The organism is Bradyrhizobium huanghuaihaiense (assembly GCF_007830635.1).
In the GTDB taxonomy this organism is placed as follows: Bacteria; Pseudomonadota; Alphaproteobacteria; order Rhizobiales; family Xanthobacteraceae; genus Bradyrhizobium; species Bradyrhizobium huanghuaihaiense.
This window is the reverse complement of record NZ_VLLA01000002.1, coordinates 195,577-214,360: the sequence shown is the minus strand read 5'-3', so window position 1 is coordinate 214,360 and position 18,784 is coordinate 195,577. Positions and strand designations below refer to the sequence as shown.

The 18,784-nt window shown below is 65.8% G+C and carries 18 protein-coding genes; 11 read left to right on the top strand and 7 right to left on the bottom strand.

Annotated features, from left to right (window positions below; all coding sequences use genetic code 11):
* The first annotated feature begins 115 nt into the window (after nt 1-115).
* Nucleotides 116-1,534 carry an amidase gene (locus IQ16_RS05020; protein WP_018648099.1) on the top strand — a complete coding sequence of 473 codons (1,419 nt, stop codon included), beginning with the start codon at nt 116-118 and terminating at the stop codon, nt 1,532-1,534.
* A 106-nt stretch (nt 1,535-1,640) separates the two neighbouring features.
* Here IQ16_RS05020 and IQ16_RS05015 read toward each other — a convergent pair whose 3' ends face one another.
* From IQ16_RS05015 to IQ16_RS05005, 3 genes are all read right to left on the bottom strand, one after another.
* Complete coding sequence (locus IQ16_RS05015; protein WP_018648100.1) at nt 1,641-1,853, bottom strand: hypothetical protein; 213 nt, start codon at nt 1,851-1,853, stop codon at nt 1,641-1,643.
* A gap of 122 nt (nt 1,854-1,975) precedes the next feature.
* Nucleotides 1,976-3,085 carry an amino acid ABC transporter permease gene (locus IQ16_RS05010; protein ID WP_018648101.1) on the bottom strand — a complete coding sequence of 370 codons (1,110 nt, stop codon included), beginning with the start codon at nt 3,083-3,085 and terminating at the stop codon, nt 1,976-1,978.
* A gap of 2 nt (nt 3,086-3,087) precedes the next feature.
* The gene (locus tag IQ16_RS05005; RefSeq protein ID WP_018648102.1) at nt 3,088-4,272 is read right to left on the bottom strand and encodes an amino acid ABC transporter permease; all 1,185 of its coding nucleotides are present in this window, start codon (nt 4,270-4,272) and stop codon (nt 3,088-3,090) included.
* An 87-nt stretch (nt 4,273-4,359) separates the two neighbouring features.
* Between IQ16_RS05005 and IQ16_RS05000 the strand changes: the two genes are divergently transcribed.
* The 4 genes from IQ16_RS05000 (at nt 4,360) to IQ16_RS04985 (ending at nt 8,407) form a co-directional block, all read left to right on the top strand.
* Complete coding sequence (locus tag IQ16_RS05000; RefSeq protein ID WP_018648103.1) at nt 4,360-5,232, top strand: MurR/RpiR family transcriptional regulator; 873 nt, start codon at nt 4,360-4,362, stop codon at nt 5,230-5,232.
* A 3-nt stretch (nt 5,233-5,235) separates the two neighbouring features.
* Nucleotides 5,236-6,585 carry an aspartate aminotransferase family protein gene (locus tag IQ16_RS04995; protein WP_018648104.1) on the top strand — a complete coding sequence of 450 codons (1,350 nt, stop codon included), beginning with the start codon at nt 5,236-5,238 and terminating at the stop codon, nt 6,583-6,585.
* A 12-nt stretch (nt 6,586-6,597) separates the two neighbouring features.
* The gene (locus tag IQ16_RS04990) at nt 6,598-7,608 is read left to right on the top strand and encodes an amino acid ABC transporter substrate-binding protein (RefSeq protein WP_018648105.1); all 1,011 of its coding nucleotides are present in this window, start codon (nt 6,598-6,600) and stop codon (nt 7,606-7,608) included.
* Between the two features lie 148 nt (nt 7,609-7,756).
* Complete coding sequence (locus IQ16_RS04985) at nt 7,757-8,407, top strand: aspartate/glutamate racemase family protein (RefSeq protein ID WP_018648106.1); 651 nt, start codon at nt 7,757-7,759, stop codon at nt 8,405-8,407.
* On the opposite strand, the gene IQ16_RS04980 is transcribed toward IQ16_RS04985, so the two are convergent.
* Nucleotides 8,404-9,051, bottom strand: a complete 648-nt coding sequence (locus IQ16_RS04980) for a TetR/AcrR family transcriptional regulator (protein ID WP_018648107.1) — start codon at nt 9,049-9,051, stop codon at nt 8,404-8,406. The two genes, IQ16_RS04985 and IQ16_RS04980, sit on opposite strands and share 4 nt — an antisense overlap.
* A gap of 157 nt (nt 9,052-9,208) precedes the next feature.
* On the opposite strand from IQ16_RS04980, the gene IQ16_RS04975 reads away from it, so the two are divergent.
* From IQ16_RS04975 to IQ16_RS04955, 5 genes are read left to right on the top strand one after another with little or no spacing between them, the layout of a single operon-like run.
* A complete protein-coding gene (locus tag IQ16_RS04975) occupies nt 9,209-9,418 on the top strand; it encodes a ferredoxin (RefSeq protein ID WP_018648108.1) in 210 nt (69 codons plus the stop codon).
* 60 nt (nt 9,419-9,478) lie between these two features.
* Nucleotides 9,479-10,699, top strand: a complete 1,221-nt coding sequence (locus IQ16_RS04970) for a cytochrome P450 (protein ID WP_018648109.1) — start codon at nt 9,479-9,481, stop codon at nt 10,697-10,699.
* A 33-nt stretch (nt 10,700-10,732) separates the two neighbouring features.
* Entirely contained in the window at nt 10,733-12,055 is a 1,323-nt protein-coding gene (locus tag IQ16_RS04965; protein WP_018648110.1) for an MFS transporter, read from the top strand.
* Nucleotides 12,056-12,058: 3 nt separating this feature from the next.
* Nucleotides 12,059-12,721, top strand: a complete 663-nt coding sequence (locus IQ16_RS04960; protein ID WP_018648111.1) for a sulfite oxidase-like oxidoreductase — start codon at nt 12,059-12,061, stop codon at nt 12,719-12,721.
* 25 nt (nt 12,722-12,746) lie between these two features.
* Nucleotides 12,747-13,970, top strand: a complete 1,224-nt coding sequence (locus IQ16_RS04955) for a bifunctional alpha/beta hydrolase/OsmC family protein (protein ID WP_018648112.1) — start codon at nt 12,747-12,749, stop codon at nt 13,968-13,970.
* An 82-nt stretch (nt 13,971-14,052) separates the two neighbouring features.
* Here the strand turns inward: IQ16_RS04955 and pdxR are convergent, their stop codons facing one another.
* Nucleotides 14,053-15,483, bottom strand: a complete 1,431-nt coding sequence (gene pdxR, locus IQ16_RS04950; RefSeq protein WP_018648113.1) for a MocR-like pyridoxine biosynthesis transcription factor PdxR — start codon at nt 15,481-15,483, stop codon at nt 14,053-14,055.
* Nucleotides 15,484-15,584: 101 nt separating this feature from the next.
* Between pdxR and IQ16_RS04945 the strand changes: the two genes are divergently transcribed.
* Complete coding sequence (locus IQ16_RS04945) at nt 15,585-16,499, top strand: DMT family transporter (protein WP_018648114.1); 915 nt, start codon at nt 15,585-15,587, stop codon at nt 16,497-16,499.
* On the opposite strand, the gene IQ16_RS04940 is transcribed toward IQ16_RS04945, so the two are convergent.
* Nucleotides 16,478-17,533 (bottom strand): YeeE/YedE family protein, encoded by a 1,056-nt coding sequence (locus IQ16_RS04940; protein ID WP_018648115.1) that lies wholly within the window; start codon nt 17,531-17,533, stop codon nt 16,478-16,480. The genes IQ16_RS04945 and IQ16_RS04940 overlap by 22 nt on opposite strands.
* Before the next feature lie 115 nt (nt 17,534-17,648).
* The gene (locus IQ16_RS04935; RefSeq protein ID WP_018648116.1) at nt 17,649-18,653 is read right to left on the bottom strand and encodes a quinone oxidoreductase family protein; all 1,005 of its coding nucleotides are present in this window, start codon (nt 18,651-18,653) and stop codon (nt 17,649-17,651) included.
* Nucleotides 18,654-18,784 lie beyond the last annotated feature (131 nt).

Here is an 18,784-nt window from a genome sequence, read left to right as displayed (position 1 = left end):
TCCTCGTCATTGCGAGCGCAGCGAAGCAATCCAGGATTGTATCCGCGGGTAGCAGTCTGGATTGCTTCGCTACGCTCGCAATGACGAACCAAGAATAAGCACAGGAGTAAGATAGTTGTCTCAAGACCTGATCCGCGAAACCGCCAGCACCGTCGTCGACAAGCTGCGCTCCGGCGACGTCTCGCCACTCGAGCTGCTGGATGTGCTGGAGAAGCGCATCGGTGAGGTCGACGGCAAGGTGAACGCGCTGCCGATCCTGTGCTTCGATCGCGCCCGGACCAATGCGAAAGCCATGATGCAGAAACCGGCCGGTGCGCGCGGATTGCTCGCGGGCCTGCCGGTACCGATCAAGGACCTGACCGACGTCGCCGGCGTGCTGAACACGCAGGGCTCGCCGATCTTCAAGGACAACATCCCCGCGAAGTCCGACCTCATGGTCGAGAATCTCGAAGCCAACGGCGCGGTGGTCTACGCCAAATCCAATACGCCGGAATTCGGCGCCGGCGCCAACACCTTCAACGAGGTGTTCGGCGCGACGCTCAATCCCTGGGATACGACGAAATCGGCAGCCGGCTCCTCCGGCGGCGCGGCCGTGGCCCTTGCGACCGGCATGGCCTGGCTCGCGCAGGGCTCCGACATGGGTGGATCTTTACGCAGCCCGGCGGCGTTCTGCGGCGTCGTCGGCATGCGGCCGAGCATCGGGCGCGTCGCGCATACCCCCAAATCGAGCATCGATCGCAATCTCGGCGTGGTCGGCCCGATGGCACGCAACGTCGAGGATCTCGCGCTGCTGCTGGATGCCATGAGCGGCGACTATGCGGACGATCCGCTATCGCTGCCGGCGCCCGCAACCTCGTTCCTGTCGGCGGCCCAGGCGGGCAAGAGACCGAAGCGCATCGCGTATTCGCCCGATCTCGGCATCACCCCTGTTGATCCCGAAGTGAAGGCGATCACGCGCAAGGCCGCCGAACGTTTTGCGGAGGCCGGCGCCATCGTCGAGGAGGCGCATCCGGACTGGCGCGAGGCGCATGAATGCTTCCACGTACTGCGCGCCTTCGATTTCGCGATCACCAAGGCCAATCTGCTGCGCACCAAGCGCGACCTGCTCAAGCCCGAGGTGATCTGGAACATCGAGGAAGGCCTCAAGCTGACGGTCGAGCAGCTCGCGCGCGCCGAGGCGCAGCGCGTCGGCATGACCGCTCGCGCGGTCGAGTTCTTCAAGACCTATGATCTGTTGCTGACACCGACGACGATCGTGCCGCCCTTCCCGATCGAAAACCGCTACGTCGCCGAATGCGACGGCAAGAGGTTCGAGAACTACATCGAATGGCTCGGCATCGTCTACGCCATCACGCTCGCCTGCTGCCCGTCGCTGTCGCTGCCCTGCGGCTTCACGGCGTCGGGCCTGCCGGTCGGCGTGCAAGTGGTGGGCGCCCCGCGCGCCGACGCGCAGGTGATCGCCGGCGCAAAGGTGCTGGAGGACATTCTCGGCCTGCGCGCAACGACGCCGATCGCCCCGAAGGTGAAGGCATAAGATACGCCGCACCGGCGGGACCTTGACTGTCCCCCGGTGCCGGCATCTCCGCCAGCAAACCATTGGTAGGCCGCCAGTCACCACGGCGTGGCCGCCAAGGTCAGTCCTAGTCGTTCATTTTGGGGCCGCCGGTGTACTGGTGCGCATCATAGCCGGCGTCCTCGGCCATGGCTGAATAGCCCATGGAGCCCGGATGGACTTGCGACAGCTGGACGGCGGCTTCCGAGTTCGCATGGGGATGGTGCACCACCTCGCGCGCGGTGGCGGCGGAGCAAAGCGCGACCAGAACGGCCGACGCGGCGAGAACAGACTTCATCATGATTCGACGTGCCTCTTGTTGAATGCCACCAGCAAACTGGAGATGGCTTTGGCAACGTAGAAATCCCAGTCTGAATCCGGGCTCGCGTCATAGGCGTCGCATAGGCATTTCGTGGTCCAGCGTTACCTCGATGCCGTATGCGCCTCCAGGCTGCGGCTGTAGCGCGACATCGCGAAGCAAAACACGAAGTAGATCGCGGCCACGAAGATGTAGACCTCGACCGAAAACTGCTGCCAGGCAGGATCGATGATCGCGGTCTTGGCCGTCGTGAGCAGGTCGAAGATGCCGATGATCAGGACGAGACTGGTATCCTTGAAGAAGGCGATGAAGGTGTTGACCAGCGGCGGGATGACATGGCGGATCGCCTGCGGCAGGACGATCAGCCGGTGCTTGCGCCAGTAGGACAGTCCCAGCGCGTCGGCGGCTTCATATTGCCCGCGCGGCACGGCCTGGAGCCCGCCGCGGATGACCTCGGCAAGATAGGCACCGGCGAACAGGATGATCGCGATCTGCGCGCGCAAGAGCTTGTCGATGTTGAATCCGCTGGGCATGAACAGCGGAAACATCACGCTTGCCATGAACAATAGGCTGACCAGCGGCACGCCGCGGATCAGCTCGACATAGAGCACGCTGAGCGAGCGGATCGCCGGCAGCTTCGAGCGGCGGCCGAGCGCGACCAGGATGCCGAGCGGGAAGCCGAAGGCGAGACCGAACGTCGCCAGGATCAGCGTCACGGGAAGGCCGCCCCAGCGGTCCTGCGAGACGAAGGACAGGCCGAACACGCCGCCCCACATCAGCACGCTGATCAGCGCCAGCGCGCCGATCCAGAGATAGATCAGCTCGCGCCGCCACAGCGCGCGGCGGGTCGAGAGATAGTACAGCGCGATGAACAGCAGCACTGCCAGCGCCGGTCGCCACTGCTCGTCGAACGGATAGGTGCCGAACAGGATGAAGCGGTACTTTTCGGGGATGATGGCCCAGCAGGCACCGACGCCACGCACCGCGCGGCAGGCGCTGGAATCGTTCGCCGGCGTCAGCCAGACCGCGTTTGCCAGGCCCCATTGCACGAAGCTGTAGATGCCCTTGGCGAGAATCGCCAACAGCACGATTGAGAGAATGCCGTTGGGAATCGACGAGAACAGGTTCTTGCGCAGCCAGCGCAGCACCGGATTACCCGTCTGCGGCCGGCGGGCGGCGCGGGGTGCATCGGGGATGTCGGTGATCGCAGTCATGCTCAGCGCTCCACCAGCGCGATGCGCGCGTTGTACCAGTTCATGAAGAAGCTGATGGAAAGGCTGATGGTCAGGAACACCGCCATGATCAGCGCGATCGCCTCGATCGCCTGCCCGGTCTGGTTCAGCGTGGTGTTGGCGACCGAGACCACGTCCTGGTAACCGATCGCGACCGCCAGCGAGGAGTTCTTGGTCAGGTTGAGATACTGGCTCGTCATCGGCGGCACGATCACACGCAGCGCCTGCGGCAGGATGATCTGCCGCAGCATGAAGCTGCGGCGCAGGCCGAGCGCATTGGCGGCATCCCACTGGCCGCGCGGCACCGACTGGATGCCGCTGCGCACGATCTCGGCGATGAAGGCCGAGGTGTAGGTCACGAGCGCGATCAGCAGCGCGAAATATTCCGGCGCGAGCGTCAGCCCGCCGACGAAATTGAACCCGCGCAGCTGCGGCCATTCGATCGTCCAGGAGACACCGAGCACCAGCGAGACGGCCGCCGGCGCCGCAACGATGAGACCGAGCGCAAAGGGCCAGGCCGGCCGCGGCTTGCCGTCGCGCATCTGCTGGGCGATCAGCCATCGCCGGATGATGTAGAACACAGCCAGACCCAGCACCGCCGTGCCGAGCACCCAGAGCTGTGGCGGCCCGAATGGGATCGCCGGCAGGATCAGGCCGCGATTGGAGAGGAACACGCCCTCGACGGGCCGCCACGCTGCGCGCGCGGCGGGCAGCGCCTGCATCAGCACGTACCAGAACAGTAGCTGGAGCAGCAGCGGGATATCGCGGAGCGTTTCGACATAGACCGCGGCGAGCCGCGACAGCAGCCAGTTGGCCGACAGCCTGGAGATACCGATCAGCGTGCCGAGGACGGTCGCGAGCACGATGCCGATCACTGCGACACGCAGCGTGTTGGCGATGCCGACGACGAAGGCCCAGAGATACGTATCCCTCGGATTGTAGGCGAGCAGGCTGTCGGCAATCGGCATACCGGCCTCGCGGCCGAGGAAGGCGAAGCCGGTGGTGATGCGACGGGCCGACAGGTTGGTGACTGTGTTGGACCAGAGGAAGGCGATCACTCCGACCGCGATCCCGACCACCAGCACCTGCCAGAACAGGCCCTTCAATTCGTTGCGCCCGAGCGCGAAGAAGCGGCGGCGCGGCGGCGGTCTGGGATGATCGGCGGTCACAGCACAAAAATCCTTCTCAAATGCAGCGATTTCCGGCGGCGCACGTCAACTGTTGCACCAAACCTCGTTTCATGCAACAAATGTTTCATGGCCGAGCCCGCGAAATCCTCGCCCCTGAGCGAACTGCGCATCGCATTGCCATCGCTCCCCCTGCGCCTGCAGGAGGTCGGCCGCTTCGTCGCCGCCAATGATTACGACGCCACCACCCGTTCGATGCGCGATCTCGCTGCCGAAGCCGGCGCCGACCCTGCCGCGTTCACGCGGCTCGCCAAGGCGATCGGCTATTCAGGCTGGGACGAGCTGCGCGCCGCCCTGACGGAAGCGCGACGGCCCTCGCAGACTTCACCCTTCTCCGGCCGGGCGAAGAGCCGCCGCCACGGCCCCAACGCCGATGTCGCGCTCGTCATCGACAAGCTCGCAGCCGAGGCCGCCGGCCTGCCGCGCATTCCGGCGCACCCCATTGCGGAAGCGGCCCGTGCGCTGCACGATGCGAAGCGGATATGGATCGCAGGCTATCGGAGCTGCCGCAGCGTGGCGGAACTCTTGAATTACGAGCTGCGGTTGTTCCGGCCCGAGCAGGCGCAGCTCGTCGGCGCATCCGGCCCCGACGATCTCGATCTCGGCGCGTTCCGTCCCGGCGAAGCCGTCATCGTCGTGGGCTTCCTGCCTTACACGCATGCGAGCGTCCGCGTCGCGCAGGCCGCTCATCGCAGCGGCGCAACGCTGATCGCGATTGCGGACAGCCTCTCGGCACCGATGGCCGAAGGCGCCGACCATGTGCTGCTGTTCGAAGCGGCCTCCTCCCCCGGTTTCTTTCCCAGCCTCACCGGCGCGATCGCCATCGCGCAATCGCTCGCTGCGGTCACGTTCTCGCTTGGCGGCGTCGCCGCGAAGAAGCGTCTGGAAAACACCGAAGCGCGGCTTGCCGCGGCCTCGACTTACGTCTCAGAGAAAGGTTGATCCATGAGCACTCGCACCAGCCGCGTGCTGCATCGCTCGCTGCGCGAAACACCGCCAAAGGCGATCGGCGGCGAAGGCGTCTATCTGTTTGCCGAGGACGGACGCCGTGTGATCGACGCCTCCGGCGGCGCGGCCGTCTCCTGCCTCGGCCACCAGCACCCGCGCGTGATCGCCGCAATGGCGAAACAGGCCTCGACGCTGGCCTATGCCCACACCGCCTTCTTCTCCTCCGAGCCGGCGGAGGCGCTGGCCGAGAGGCTGGTCGGGCACGAGCCGGGGGGCCTCGCCTACGCCTATTTCGTCAGCGGCGGGTCGGAGGCGATCGAGGCCAGCATCAAGCTGGCGCGGCAATATTTCATCGAGCGCGGCGAGCCGCAGCGGCAGCACTTCATCGCGCGACGGCAGAGCTATCACGGCAACACGCTCGGCGCGCTCGCCGCCGGCGGTAATGCCTGGCGGCGCGCACCGTATGCACCGCTGCTTTCCTCTGCATTCAGCCACGTCACGCCGGCCTTTGCCTATCACGAGAAGCACGACCGTGAGTCGGATGCGCAGTTCGTGGCGCGACTGGCCGCGGAGCTCGAAGCCGAATTCCAGCGGCTTGGCCCTGACACTGTGGCGGCGTTCCTGGCCGAGCCCGTCGTCGGCGCCACCGCCGGCGCGGTGACCGCGCCGGACGGCTACTTCAAGGCGGTGCGCGAAATCTGCGACCGGCACGGCGCGCTGCTGATCCTCGATGAGGTCATGAGCGGCATGGGCCGCACCGGCACGACGCACGCCTGGGAACAGGAAGGCGTCGCCCCGGATATCCAGGCGATCGCGAAGGGCCTCGGCGGGGGCTACCAGCCGATCGGCGCGATGCTTGCGAGCGGCAAGATCATCGACACCATCCGCGCGGGGTCGGGCGCGTTCCAGCACGGCCATACCTACCTCGCACATCCCCTCGCCTGCGCGGCCGCGCTCGCGGTGCAGGATGTGATCCGCGAGGACGGCCTGCTCGACCGCGTCAAGGAACGCGGCAAGCAGCTCGAGCAGCGCCTGACCGAGCGCTTCGGCAATCACCGCCATGTCGGCGACATCAGGGGCCGCGGGCTGTTCTGGGCGATCGAGCTGGTCGCCGATCGCGCGACGCGCGCTTCGTTCGATCCGGCGCTCAAGCTGCATCAGAAGATCAAGGCCGAAGCCTTCGCGAACGGGCTCGGCTGTTATCCCGGTGGCGGCACCGTCGACGGTGTGCGCGGCGATCATGTGCTGCTGGCGCCGCCCTATATCGCATCGGCAGATGAGATCGATCAGATCGTCGACAAGCTCGGCACGGCCGTCGACAACGTATTGCGTAGTGTCAATCACTGAGGGGAGAGTCATATGAGGAACGTGGTTATCGCAGCGGGCGTGCTCGCGGCATCGACGATCGTTGCGTCGGCGGCGACGCTGGATACGGTGAAGAGCCGCGGCACGCTGGTGTGCGGCGTCAGCGCCGGGTTTGCCGGCTTCTCGGCGCCGGACTCGCAAGGCAATTACAAGGGCCTCGACGTCGACTATTGCCGCGCGCTTGCCGCCGGCGTGCTCGGCGATGCCAGCAAGGTACGTTACGTCTCGCTGACGGCGCAAAACCGCTTCACCGCGCTGCAATCGGGCGAGATCGACGTGCTCTACCGCAACTCGACGCAGACCTATTTGCGCGGCGTGACGCTCGGCCTGCGCCAGGGCCCGATCAACTTCTACGACGGCCAGGGCTTTGTGGTGAAGAAGGACCTCGGCGTGAAAGAGCTGAAGGACCTCAAGGGCGCCACCGTCTGCGTCGCGCAGGGCACTACGCACGAGGTCACGCTCGGCGATTACGGCCGCGCCAACGGCATCGACTGGAAGCCGCTGGTGTTCGACCGCGTCGATACCATGTACCAGACCTTCTTCGGCGGCCGCTGCGATGCCATGACCCAGGATGCCTCCGCACTCGCCGGCGCGGTGACGACCGCTGCGCCGAACCCGGCCGACTACGTCGTGCTGCCGCAGACCATCAGCAAGGAGCCGCTCGGGCCCTTCACCCGCAACGGTGACGAGGTGTGGAGCGACATCATCACCTGGCTGCATTACGGCCTGATCGAGGCCGAGGAGCTCGGCGTGACGCAAGCCAATGTCGAGGAGATGACGAAGTCGCAGACGCCCGCGATCCAGCGCCTGCTGGGCGCCTCCGGCGATCTCGGCTCGCGGCTCGGGCTCGACAACAAATGGCTGGTCACGGCGATCAAGGCCACCGGGAACTACGGCGAGATCTATGAGCGCAACGTCGGCAAGGCGAGCCCGCTCAAGCTCGACCGCGGCCTCAACGGCCTCTGGAGCAAGGGCGGCGTGATGTACGCCGTGCCGTTCAAGTAAACAGCACGCGTGTCCCGGACGCGCTGCGCCGTGCAACGGCGCTGCGCAGGGCCGGAACCCAGCGGCCACAATGGGCCCCGGCTCTGCAACGCAATACTTCGCATTGCGCTGCGTCCGGGGCGCGAGACCTACCAGGTAGTCACGTTCAATGACGACGCCCCCTCGCATCGCACTCATCCACGCCCTCAAGCATTCCATCGCCCCGATCGAAGCGGCGTTCGCGAAGACGTGGCCCGAGGCGCGGCTGATGAACCTGCTCGACGACAGCCTGTCTGCGGATCTGGCGCGCGACGGTGAGCTCACCGACGCCATGACCGAGCGCTTCCTCGCGCTCGGCGGCTATGCTGTGGCAACCGGGGTGAACGCGATCCTGTTCACATGCTCGGCCTTCGGCCCCTGCATCGAGGCCGTCGCACAAGCGCATGCGCCGATGCCGGTCTTGAAGCCGAACGAAGCGATGATCGAGCGCGCGGTGACGATGGGCAAGCGGATCGGCCTGCTCTCCACCTTCCCGCCAACGCTGGTTTCGATGCCGCCGGAATTCCCCTCTTCGGTCCAGGTCGTGCCGAAGCTCGCCGAGGGCGCACTTGCCGCGCTCGACGGGGGCGATCGCGCCACGCACGACCGGCTGATCGCCGAAGCCTCGCGCGATCTGCACGATTGCGACGTCATCGCGCTGGCGCAGTTCAGCATCGCGGCAACGGCGCCGCTGGTCGCGGAGGCCACGGGTCGCCCGGTCGTGACGACGCCGGACAGCGCGGTCGAGAAGCTGATGAGGCTGCTCAAGGCGAAGGCCTAGGCGCCCGCCTTCGTCCGGCGCCGTGCATTCTTGATCGCGAGCGCCAGCGCGGCCTTGGTTTCGCTCACAAAATCCTCGACCAGCTCCTCGCGCGTGGCATGGGCGGACTCGCCGGTGAACAGGCCCTGCTCGGCCAGCATCACCACGCCATGCACCGCCGCCCAGATCTTGAGTGCGTGTCGTTCCCGTAAATAGCCGACCGCCGGCGCTTCCAGGGCTTCGATCACCAGCCCGAACGTCTCGCGTGTCGCCTCGTGCAGCTCGCTGCCCTTGGCCGCGCAGGAGACGGTGCGAGACGCGAACATCAAGCGGTAGATGCCGTTGCGACGCAGGCCGAAATCGAGCGTCGCCTGCGCCAGCCGCGACAGCTTTGATTGCTTCGACGGCTTTGCCATCGCCTCGCGCAAGATCGCGCTGAGCTGCCGGAACGCTTCCGCCGTCACTGCCGCAAGCAAGGCCTCCCGATCGGCAAAGTGCCGATACGGCGCCGGCTGCGAGACGCCGAGCTGTTTTGCCAGCGCCTTGATGCTGATCGCCTCGACGCCGCCCCGCTCCGCCTCGCGCAACGCCGCCTTGATCAGGGCGTCCCGGAGGTCGCCATGATGGTAGGTGTTCTCGGGCTTGCGAGCGAGTTGTGAACGCATGTTACGGCGAAGCCTATAAGTTTGCGCTTGACAGGGGAAGCCCGCCGCGAATGTAATAGCATATAACTTAAAGCGAGCGGCAAATGCCGCCGACAAAATTGACACGAGGAACGCGGGCCGCCTTTCGCGCGCACGCAAAACGACCGAGGACGCCGCCATGGCAGAGCGACTGAAGGTTCACGTCGATCCCGACAAATGCCAGGGCCACGCGCGCTGCAAGGCGCTGGCGCCGGAGCTGTTCGAGCTCGACGAATACGGCAACGCGCATGAAGCCGGCGACGGCACGGTCCCGCCGGGACTCGAAGACAAGGCGTGGCTTGCCAAATCCAACTGCCCGGAAATCGCCATCGATGTGATCGAGGAATAGCGCGGTCTCCGGCCGTCCCGCATGCTTTCAGCGAACACGAGCCCCAAGGGATCTTTCGAGATGTCCGACGTCAGCCAGCCTGTCGCCCATCCGCCCGTCACCGACTGGGTCAACGACTTCGACCACACCGATCCGCAATGGACGGACGATCCCTTCCCGATCTGGGATGAGCTGCGCGCCGCAAGCCCGGTCGTGCGCACCGAACGCTTCCTCGGCTGCTACATGCCGACGACTTACGAGGCGGTGCGCGAGATCGCCAACGACACCGAGCATTTCTCCTCGCGCCGGATCATCGTCCGCGACGTGCGGCCGGAAATTTCCAGGAACGCCGCCCCTCCGATCACGTCCGATCCGCCCGTGCACAAGCCGGCCAAGCAGTTGCTGCTGCCGCCGTTCACGCCGGACGCGATGAAGAAGCTGGAACCACGGATGCGCGCGATCTGCAACGAGCTGATCGACGGGTTCATCGCGGACGGCAAGGTGGATGCTGCCGCACGCTACAGCAAATACATCCCGGTTCAGGCTATCGCGCACATGCTCGGCATCCCTGAGAGCGACAGCGATCTCTTCATCAATTGGATCCACATGATCCTGGAGCTCGGCATCAAAGACGAGAACATGCTGCTCCAGGCCGTGCACGAGATGAGCGACTATTTCAGGACGCATATCGAGGCGCGCCGATCGAGGCCGACCGACGATCTCATCTCCTATCTGATGAACGCCAAGGACAAGGAAGGCAACCCGCTCGAGGATTCGCACGTGCTGGGCTCGCTGCGGCTGCTTCTGATCGCCGGCATCGACACCACCTGGAGCGCGATCGGTTCTTCGCTGTGGCATCTCGCCCGGACACCGGCCGACCGCGAGCGATTGATCGCAGAGCCCGCCCTGATCCCGACCGCCGTGGAGGAGCTACTGCGCGCCTATTCACCGGTGACCATGGCCCGCGAGGTAGTCAAGGAAACCACGATCTCGGGCTGCCCGGTCAAGGCGGGCAACATGGTGCTGCTGTCCTTCCCGGCCGCCAACCGCGACCCAAAAATGTTTCCCGACGCTGACAAAGTCGTGATCGACCGCCGGGAAAACCGCCACGCCGCCTTCGGCCTCGGCATCCATCGCTGCGTCGGTTCCAACCTTGCGCGCATGGAGATGCAGGTCGCAATCGAGGAATGGTTGAAGCGAATCCCGGACTTCCGGCTCGACCCGGCGGGCACCGTGACCTGGTCGCAAGGGACCGTGCGCGGCCCCCGCCAGTTGCCATTTCTGCTTGGAAAGGCCATCTAGCCTCGAGACAGCAAATGTCCTGGGAGGCCGGCGATGACAGACCAAGCAATCAAGCCGGCCTCCGAGCATTTCGACATTGCCGACGCCGAACGCCGCATCAAGGCGATCTTCATCGGCTCGATCGGCAATCTCGTCGAATGGTATGACTTCTACGCCTACACCGCGTTCGCGCTGTATTTCGCCCCCGCCTTCTTCCCCGGCAACGATCCCGTCGTCCAGCAACTGAACGTCGCCGTCGTGTTCGCGGCGACCTTCCTGATGCGCCCCCTGGGTGGCTGGTTCTTCGGCTATCTCGCCGATCATTTCGGGCGCCGGATCTCGCTGACGCTCTCCGTCGTCTTCATGTGCTTCGGCTCGCTGATCATCGCGGTGACGCCGACCTATGCCTCGATCGGTCTTGCCGCCCCGGCCATCCTGGCGGTCGCGCGCGTGATCGAGGGCTTAAGTCTTGGCGGCGAATACGGCGCCAGCGCCACCTACTTGAGTGAAGTTGCCGATCCCAGGCATCGCGGCTTCTATTCGAGCTTCCAGTACGTCACGCTGATCGGCGGCCAGCTCACCGCGATCATTGTGCTGCTGCTCCTGCAGAAGGTCTTCCTGACGCCGGAAGAGCTGAAGGCCTGGGGCTGGCGCATCCCCTTCGCGATCGGCGCGGCGCTCGCGATCTTTGCGGCAGTCATGCGGCGCGGCTTGCACGAGACCGAGGCCTTCGAGGAAGCCAAGAAGGTGGTGAAGCCGACAGGCTCGATCACCAATCTGCTGCGCTATCCGCGCGAGCTGCTTCTGGTGGTCGGCCTCACCGCCGGCGGCACCGCGGCGTTCTACACCTTCACCACCTACATGCAGACCTTCGTTAAGCTCTCGGTCGGGCTGACCGAGGATCAAACCACCTTCGTGATCTTCGGCACGCTGATCTTCGCCACCATCCTGCAACCGATCTACGGCGCCATCTCCGACAGGATCGGCCGCAAGCCGCTGCTGATCTTCTTCGGTGTCGCCGGCACGCTCGCGACCGTTCCGCTGCTGATGACTCTGAAGGAGACCAAGTCGCCCTTCATGGCCTTCATCCTGATCTGCTGCGCCTGGCTGTTCGTCGCCGGCTACACCTCCATCAACGCCGTGGTGAAGGCCGAGCTATTCCCGACCAATGTCCGCGCGCTCGGCGTCGGCCTGCCCTACGCCATCACGGTCTCGATCTTCGGCGGCACCGCGCCGGCGATCGCGCTCTACTTCAAGAGCATCGGGCATGAGGACTGGTTCTACTACTATCTCGCCGGCATCATCTGCCTGTCGCTGATCATCTATTCCACCATGCGCGACACCAAGCACGCTTCCGCAATGCACCGTCACGAGTAACCCATGGCCGACGACAACGAGCCGCCCGACAGCAAGCTGACGCGCACCAAGGAGAAATGGGCGCGCGAGGGCCGCTTCCTCACCGGCAAGGTCACGCGGCCGGAAGACCAGCGCCTGCCGCCCGGTCAGCACCTGACCAAGGACTGGCCGGTGCTCGATCTCGGGGTCATGCCGCCGGTCTCGCGCGAGCGCTGGCGGCTCGACGTCTACGGGGCGGTCGACAATCCCGTGTTCTGGACCTTTGCCGAATTCACCGCGCAGAAGCAGGAGCAGTTCACCTCCGACATCCACTGCGTGACGACCTGGTCGCGCTACGACAATGAGTGGGAAGGCCTCGCCACGCGCGAGCTGCTCGCCGCCTGCCGGCCGCGCGAGGATGCCCGCTTCGTCGTGCTGCATTCCTATGACGGATACACCACCAACCTCGCGCTGGAGGACTTTGCCGCCGAGGATGCCCTGCTCGCCCATAGCTGGTCCGGCCAGCCGCTGACGGCGGAACACGGCGGGCCGGTGCGGCTGGTGGTGCCGCATCTCTATTTCTGGAAGAGCGCGAAATGGCTCCAGGCGATCGAATTCCTGACCGGGGACGCGCCGGGCTTCTGGGAAGTCCGCGGCTATCATAACCGCGGCGATCCCTGGGCCGAGCAGCGCTATTCAGACGATTAGGTTCGAACAACAACGGGGGAAGCCCATGCCTACGGAACGCTTTCAGTTCACCAGCGAAGGCGGCCATCAGCTTGCTGCCGCGCTTGAGCTGCCCGACGGCGAGCCCGCCGCCTACGCGCTGTTCGCGCACTGCTTCACTTGCGGCAAGGACACGCTGGCGGCCAAGCGCATCTCGGTCGCCCTCGCGGCCAGGGGCATCGCCGTGCTGCGCTTCGACTTCACCGGTCTCGGCTCCAGCGAGGGCGATTTCGCCAATTCGACCTTTTCCTCCAACGTCGCCGATCTCGTGCGCGCCGCCGATCACCTGCGCAGTGTCCGCAAGGCACCGTCGCTCCTGATCGGTCACAGCCTCGGTGGTGCCGCTATCCTTGCGGCTGCCGGAAAAATTCCCGAGGCAAGAGCGGTCGTCACCATCGCGGCGCCCTCCGATCCCGCCCACGTCACCGGCCTGTTCAAAGAGCACATCGACAACATCCGCACGCAGGGCGAGGTCGAAGTCTCGCTCGCGGGGCGCCCGTTCCGGATCAAGCGCGAATTCCTCGACGACATCGTCGAGCACGAGCTGATGAAGGATGTCACCGGCCTGCACAAGGCGCTGCTGGTGATGCATTCGCCCGTTGACGACACCGTCGGCATCGACAACGCGACAAAGATTTTCGTTGCGGCCAAGCATCCCAAGAGCTTCGTCTCGCTCGACCACGCCGATCATCTCCTGACCAGGCCGGCCGACGCGCTCTACGCGGCCGACGTGGTCGTGGCCTGGGCGAGCCGCTACATCGACACCGCAAAACCCGCAAAAGCGATGGATCTCCCCGAGGAACCGCGGAACGTCGTGGTGCAGGAGACCCGCAAGAGCAAGTTCAACCAGCTCATCACCGTCGGCCCACACCATCTGGTGGCGGACGAGCCGAAGGCGGCCGGCGGCGAGGATGCCGGCCCCGGCCCGTACGACTTCCTGCTTGCAGGGCTCGGGGCCTGCACCTCCATGACCATGCGCCTCTATGCCGACCGCAAGTCGCTGCCGCTCGATCGCGTCACGGTCACGCTGAAGCACTCCAAGATCTATGCCAAGGACTGCGCGGAGTGCGAGACGCGCGAGGGGATGCTCGACCAGATCGAGCGCGACATCGCAATCGACGGCGCGCTCGATGCCGAGCAGCGCAAGAAGCTGATGGAGATCGCCGACAAGTGCCCGGTGCATCGCACGCTGACATCGGAGATCCGCATCGTGACGAAGGCCGTGGAGTGAAGCGTTATTGTTTGAGCATGATCTATTCGGAAAACCGCTCCACACTTTGCGCTAACGCGGCCCTTCGGGTCCGGATCATGCTCTAGAAGCACGACGCCATCGTCCGCACGGCCGCGCTGATCTCGCTCTCGCGCCACGCCGCAAAGCCGAGCAGCAGGCCGTGATCGCGCGGCTTGCCGAGCGCCAGGCTGGATATGGCTCGCGTGACAACGCCCGCCTCGACCAGCCGTTTGACCACCGCCTGATCGGCACGACCGCGTTTGAGACGCGCCACGAGCTGGATGCCGCCCGAGGGCACTTCGGCCGTGAGCACATCGCCGAGATGGCGCTCCAGCCCCGCGACGAGATGATCGCGGCGCGCGTGATAGAGCCGGCGCATCCGGCGCAGATGCGCGAGGAAATGCCCGTCGGCGATGAACTCGGCCAACGCCTCCTGGATGTGGCTGGACGCGATCAGCCCGATATGTCGCTGCGCGATCTCCAGCGTACTGACCAGTGCCGGCGGCGCGACGAGATAGCCGAGCCGGATATCCGATGTCATCGCCTTCGAGAAGGTGCCGACATAGAACACGCGGCCGTGTGCATCGAGGCCCTGCAACGCCGGCACCGGCCGGCTGTCGTAGTGGAATTCGCCGTCGTAGTCATCTTCCACGATCCAGGTCCTGCCGGGCCTGCTCGCCCTGAGAAACTCGGTGCGGCGGGCCAGCGACATCAGGCGCCCGGTCGGATGCTGGTGCGACGGCGTCATGAAGATCAGTGTTGGCGCTGCGGGCCCCGGCATCCGCTGCATGCCCTGCTCGTCCAGCTTGATGCCGGTCACGCGCGCGCCAGACGCACGGAAGGCTGCCGCGGCACCGGGATAGCCGGGATCCTCGACCCAGACCTCATCGCCGGGCGTGATGACGACAGCAGCGATCAACATGAGCGCCGCCTGCGCGCTCGGCAGGATCAGGATCTGTTCCGCCGTGGCGCGAACGCCTCGGTTGGTCGCGAGGTAATGCGCCAGCGCCTCGCGCAGGCGCGGCCGGTTGACCGGTCCGAGCTCGCGCCTGGCTGCCCCTATGGCGCTGCGGCGCAGGCAGCGTCCCCAGATGTCGTTCGGAAACTCCCTTGCGTCGCCATGCCCCGGACGCAACGGCTTTAACGGCGCCAGATAAGACATCGGCCAGTCGGTCTGCCCGAGCTTTGAGGCCCAGGGCGAGAGCCGCGGCTTACCGGAGCGTGGACGGGATGCAGCTGCCCCTGCTGCATCGATCCGCTCGGCGCCGTCGACGGTCACGACCGGGCGCCGCCCGTGCGACGCTGCCAAATACCCCTCCGCGGCGAGCTGCTCGAACGCGTAGGTGACGGTGTTGCGGGACACACCGAGATCGCTCGCGAGCCGGCGGCTCGACGGCAGCGCACGGCCCCTGCCGAGGCGACCGCTCGCAATCAGGCTTCGGAGCTGCCCCGTCAGCTGCCTTGCCAATCCCTCCTCGTCGGCCCGCCTCAGATCGATCAGGCCCGCGATCATGCCTTCTGAAACTGGCACCTTGTTCTTCTCCAATCTGGCACTTTTTCTGGTGCCAGACAGGATGCTATCCGCCGCGCTGGACTGCTTCAAGGACCACCGAGATGAATTCCCTGTCCCCTCGCGCCGCCGTCGGCCTGTTCCTCATCGTCGTGCTGGCCTGGGGCGTGAACTGGTCGGTGACGAAGCAGCTCGTCCAGTTCCTTCCGCCGTTGTGGACTTCAGCGATCCGGAGCTGGATCGCGTTGGCCGGATTGTTCGTGATCCTCGGACTGAGCAACAATCTGGTGATCCCGGAGCGGCGCGACATTCCCGTGGTCCTGAGCGTGGCGCTGCTGCACATGACGATATTTTCGGTCCTGGTCGCGGCTGGTGTGCGCTTCCTGCCTGCGAGCAAGGCCATCGTGCTCGGCTACACCACGCCGCTCTGGGTCGCGATCGCCGCGCCCTTGCTGGGGAAGGATACGCTGACCGCGCCAAAGCTCGCCGGCGCCCTGCTCGGGCTGATCGGCCTTGCCGTGATCCTGAACCCCGCGTCCATCGACTGGACCAATGCAAACGTCGTGCTCGGCGCCGGCATGGTCATCCTGGCCGCGATCTCCTGGGCCGCGAACATCATCTATATCCGCGCGCATCGCTGGATCGCCTCGCCGCTCCAGCTTCTGATCTGGCAGGTGCTCGTGGCGACGATCGTGCTGACAGCGTCGGCGATGGTCACGAACGGCCTGCCGCATGCGGAATGGTCGTGGAGGCTCATCCTGCTGTTCCTGTATTCCGGTCTGATCGGGACCGCGCTGGCCTATTGGGCGATGTCGATGGTCAACAAGAGCATCTCGGCGCTGACCACGGCGCTGGGCACCACGGGAACGCCGCTCGTCGGCATCGCCAGCGCGGCGATCCTGCTGGGCGAGCCGATCGACATGAGCCTCGCTGTCGCGGCCGGGCTGATCGTCACCGGCATCGGTCTTGCCACGCTGGGCGATCGGCTCCTGCGGAGTCAGGCCACAGCGAGCGGCTGAACGCGCAAGCTTCCGCGCAGCCCCGCCGCGGTGCCGAGCAGGATGCCGGCAACCGCGATGAACGACCCCAGCGCGAGGGTCGAAACGCCCGTGAGCCCCTGCCCGATCGAGCAGCCGAACGCCATCACGCCGCCGATCCCCATCAGCGCGGCACCTGCGCCCGAACGCAGCATGTGGCGTGGCGATGAATAGCCCTCGAGCTTGAAGCGGCCCGTCGCGAGCGCCGTCGCGAGGCTGCCGGCGAAGACGCCGGCCACCGTCGCGATGCCGAAGTTGAGCGTCAGCCCGGTCGAGAGCATGGCGTATTGCAGGGCATCAGCGATCGGCGCGATGAAGGTGAGCGAGGTTACCGGGACGGGATTGAAGTCGTCGGCGCCGACATAGCCGGTGACGTACCAGCCGCCGGCGACGAGGAGGCCGACAAGGACACCGGCAGCGATCTGGCCGGGCGAGCGGCGGAACGCCGGATGGGCAAACGCAAACAGGATCAACGCCACGACAATCGTCGCGGCGGCAAGCGCACGCGAAAGCGCCTCCGTCAGACCGAGCGTCGCCAGCACGGACGGGAGCGAATTGGCGTTGACCGTGGTTTGCGAGGCCTGGACCAGCGCAATGCGCGCCGGTGCGATCAGGCCCTTGAGCGTCATCTGCGCAGCAATCGCCAGCACAATCACCACGGCGAAGGAGCGGAGATTGCCGCGCCCCAGCAGCACCAGGGCGCGCGAACCGCAGCCATTCGACAGCACCATGCCGTAGCCGAACAGCAGGCCGCCGAGGAACAGCACCGGCACCGAGAAGGTCTGTTGCAAGTAGATCGACTTGCCGAGATCGACGGTGCCGCTGCCGACGAGAAGCTGGCTCGCGGCAATCGCGACCGCGATTGCCAGCGCATAGGTCCGCACCAGCCGTCCGTCGCCGTCCACCAGAAAGCCGCGCATGCTGCTCATCAGGCAGAAACCGCTGAGCAGGCCCACGGCACCGTAGACGAGGCCAATGACGAGGCCGGCGAGAATGACGAGCTGGGTGGATTCCATCGGTTGTTCTCAGACCTCTCGCCATTCTCCGTCATTGCGAGCGCAGCGAAGCAATCCAGTCTGTCTCCGCGGCTGCATTTCTGGATTGCTTCGCTGCGCTCGCAATGACGGTGTGTTACGGCTTCAGGATCACACGGTCGCGCGACGAGCCGGCGACGGCGACGTACGCCTCCTTGGCGCGCTCCAGCGGATAGATCGCATTCGCGTTGATCGGAAACGGCTTCAGATGGCCGCTCGCAAAGCCGGGCCCGAGGTCGCGCAGGACCGCGCCCGTCGCGGTCGAGGATAGGCCGAGCGTATCGATGCCGACATAGGTGTGCTGGCCCCGATAGAACTCGAGGATGTTGAACTGCACGATACGGTCGATCGCGGCGATCAGGATCTGGCGGCCGCGCAAGGCGAGCGACTTGTGCGCGGCCTGGAAATAGGGATCGCCGACCGTGTTGAAGACGATGTCGGCGCCCTTGCCGCCGGTCAATTCGCGCACGCGCGTGGCAACGTCGGTGGCGGAGGCGTCGATCACCTCGATGGGTGCGTTGGCGTGACCTTCATAAGCTTCCGCCTTGCGCACCACGCCGATGACGCGCGCGCCCTGCCAGGTCGCGATCTGCACCGCGGCCTGGCCGACCTTGCCGTTGACGCCGAACACCAGCACGGTCTCGCCACTCTTCGGCACCCCGGCACGGCGAAAGCCTTCCATCGCGGTGACGAAGGGCACGCCGATGCCGGCGGCCTCCTCCCAGGACACGGTCTTGGGCTTGTCCACGACCGCATCGGCCTCGACGACGAGATGGGTTGCGTGGGTGCCGTCGCGGCGGATGCCGAGGTCTCCGGAGGAGCCGAACACTTCGCGTCCCATTGTGCCGGCGGGCCCGTCGACCACCACGCCGGCGTAGTCGCGGCCGGGGGTCCTGGGGAACACGGCATAGGGCATCAGCCCGGTCGCAGCCTTGACGTCGGAGGGATTGACGGCGGCGGCCTTCACCTCGATCAGCAGATCGTTCGGCCCGCGCGCAAGAGGCTGGCGTTCGACCACCGGCGCAAGCGCAGCGGCGTTTTCAGCCTTGGCATTGAGGCGCACACAGCGCGCTTCGACCGTTTTGGCATCGGCTGGCGACATGAACAGACCCGCGTTTCCTCGCGGGCCTTGTCGCCTTTGGGGCCGGTCGAGTCAACCGCCTCCCCTCATCCTGAGGAGCCTGCGAAGCAGGCGTCCGAAGGATGAAGGCCCCGCTGCGAGAGCCGGGCCCA

Coding starts and splice junctions, on each gene's coding strand:
- IQ16_RS05015 (WP_018648100.1), bottom strand. CDS start 1,853: ATGATGAAGTCTGTTCTCGCCGCGTCGGCCGTTCTGGTCGCGCTTTGC.
- IQ16_RS05010 (WP_018648101.1), bottom strand. CDS start 3,085: ATGACTGCGATCACCGACATCCCCGATGCACCCCGCGCCGCCCGCCGG.
- IQ16_RS05000 (WP_018648103.1), top strand. CDS start 4,360: ATGGCCGAGCCCGCGAAATCCTCGCCCCTGAGCGAACTGCGCATCGCA.
- IQ16_RS04995 (WP_018648104.1), top strand. CDS start 5,236: ATGAGCACTCGCACCAGCCGCGTGCTGCATCGCTCGCTGCGCGAAACA.
- IQ16_RS04990 (WP_018648105.1), top strand. CDS start 6,598: ATGAGGAACGTGGTTATCGCAGCGGGCGTGCTCGCGGCATCGACGATC.
- IQ16_RS04985 (WP_018648106.1), top strand. CDS start 7,757: ATGACGACGCCCCCTCGCATCGCACTCATCCACGCCCTCAAGCATTCC.
- IQ16_RS04980 (WP_018648107.1), bottom strand. CDS start 9,051: ATGCGTTCACAACTCGCTCGCAAGCCCGAGAACACCTACCATCATGGC.
- IQ16_RS04975 (WP_018648108.1), top strand. CDS start 9,209: ATGGCAGAGCGACTGAAGGTTCACGTCGATCCCGACAAATGCCAGGGC.
- IQ16_RS04970 (WP_018648109.1), top strand. CDS start 9,479: ATGTCCGACGTCAGCCAGCCTGTCGCCCATCCGCCCGTCACCGACTGG.
- IQ16_RS04965 (WP_018648110.1), top strand. CDS start 10,733: ATGACAGACCAAGCAATCAAGCCGGCCTCCGAGCATTTCGACATTGCC.
- IQ16_RS04960 (WP_018648111.1), top strand. CDS start 12,059: ATGGCCGACGACAACGAGCCGCCCGACAGCAAGCTGACGCGCACCAAG.
- IQ16_RS04955 (WP_018648112.1), top strand. CDS start 12,747: ATGCCTACGGAACGCTTTCAGTTCACCAGCGAAGGCGGCCATCAGCTT.
- pdxR (WP_018648113.1), bottom strand. CDS start 15,483: ATGATCGCGGGCCTGATCGATCTGAGGCGGGCCGACGAGGAGGGATTG.
- IQ16_RS04945 (WP_018648114.1), top strand. CDS start 15,585: ATGAATTCCCTGTCCCCTCGCGCCGCCGTCGGCCTGTTCCTCATCGTC.
- IQ16_RS04940 (WP_018648115.1), bottom strand. CDS start 17,533: ATGGAATCCACCCAGCTCGTCATTCTCGCCGGCCTCGTCATTGGCCTC.
- IQ16_RS04935 (WP_018648116.1), bottom strand. CDS start 18,653: ATGTCGCCAGCCGATGCCAAAACGGTCGAAGCGCGCTGTGTGCGCCTC.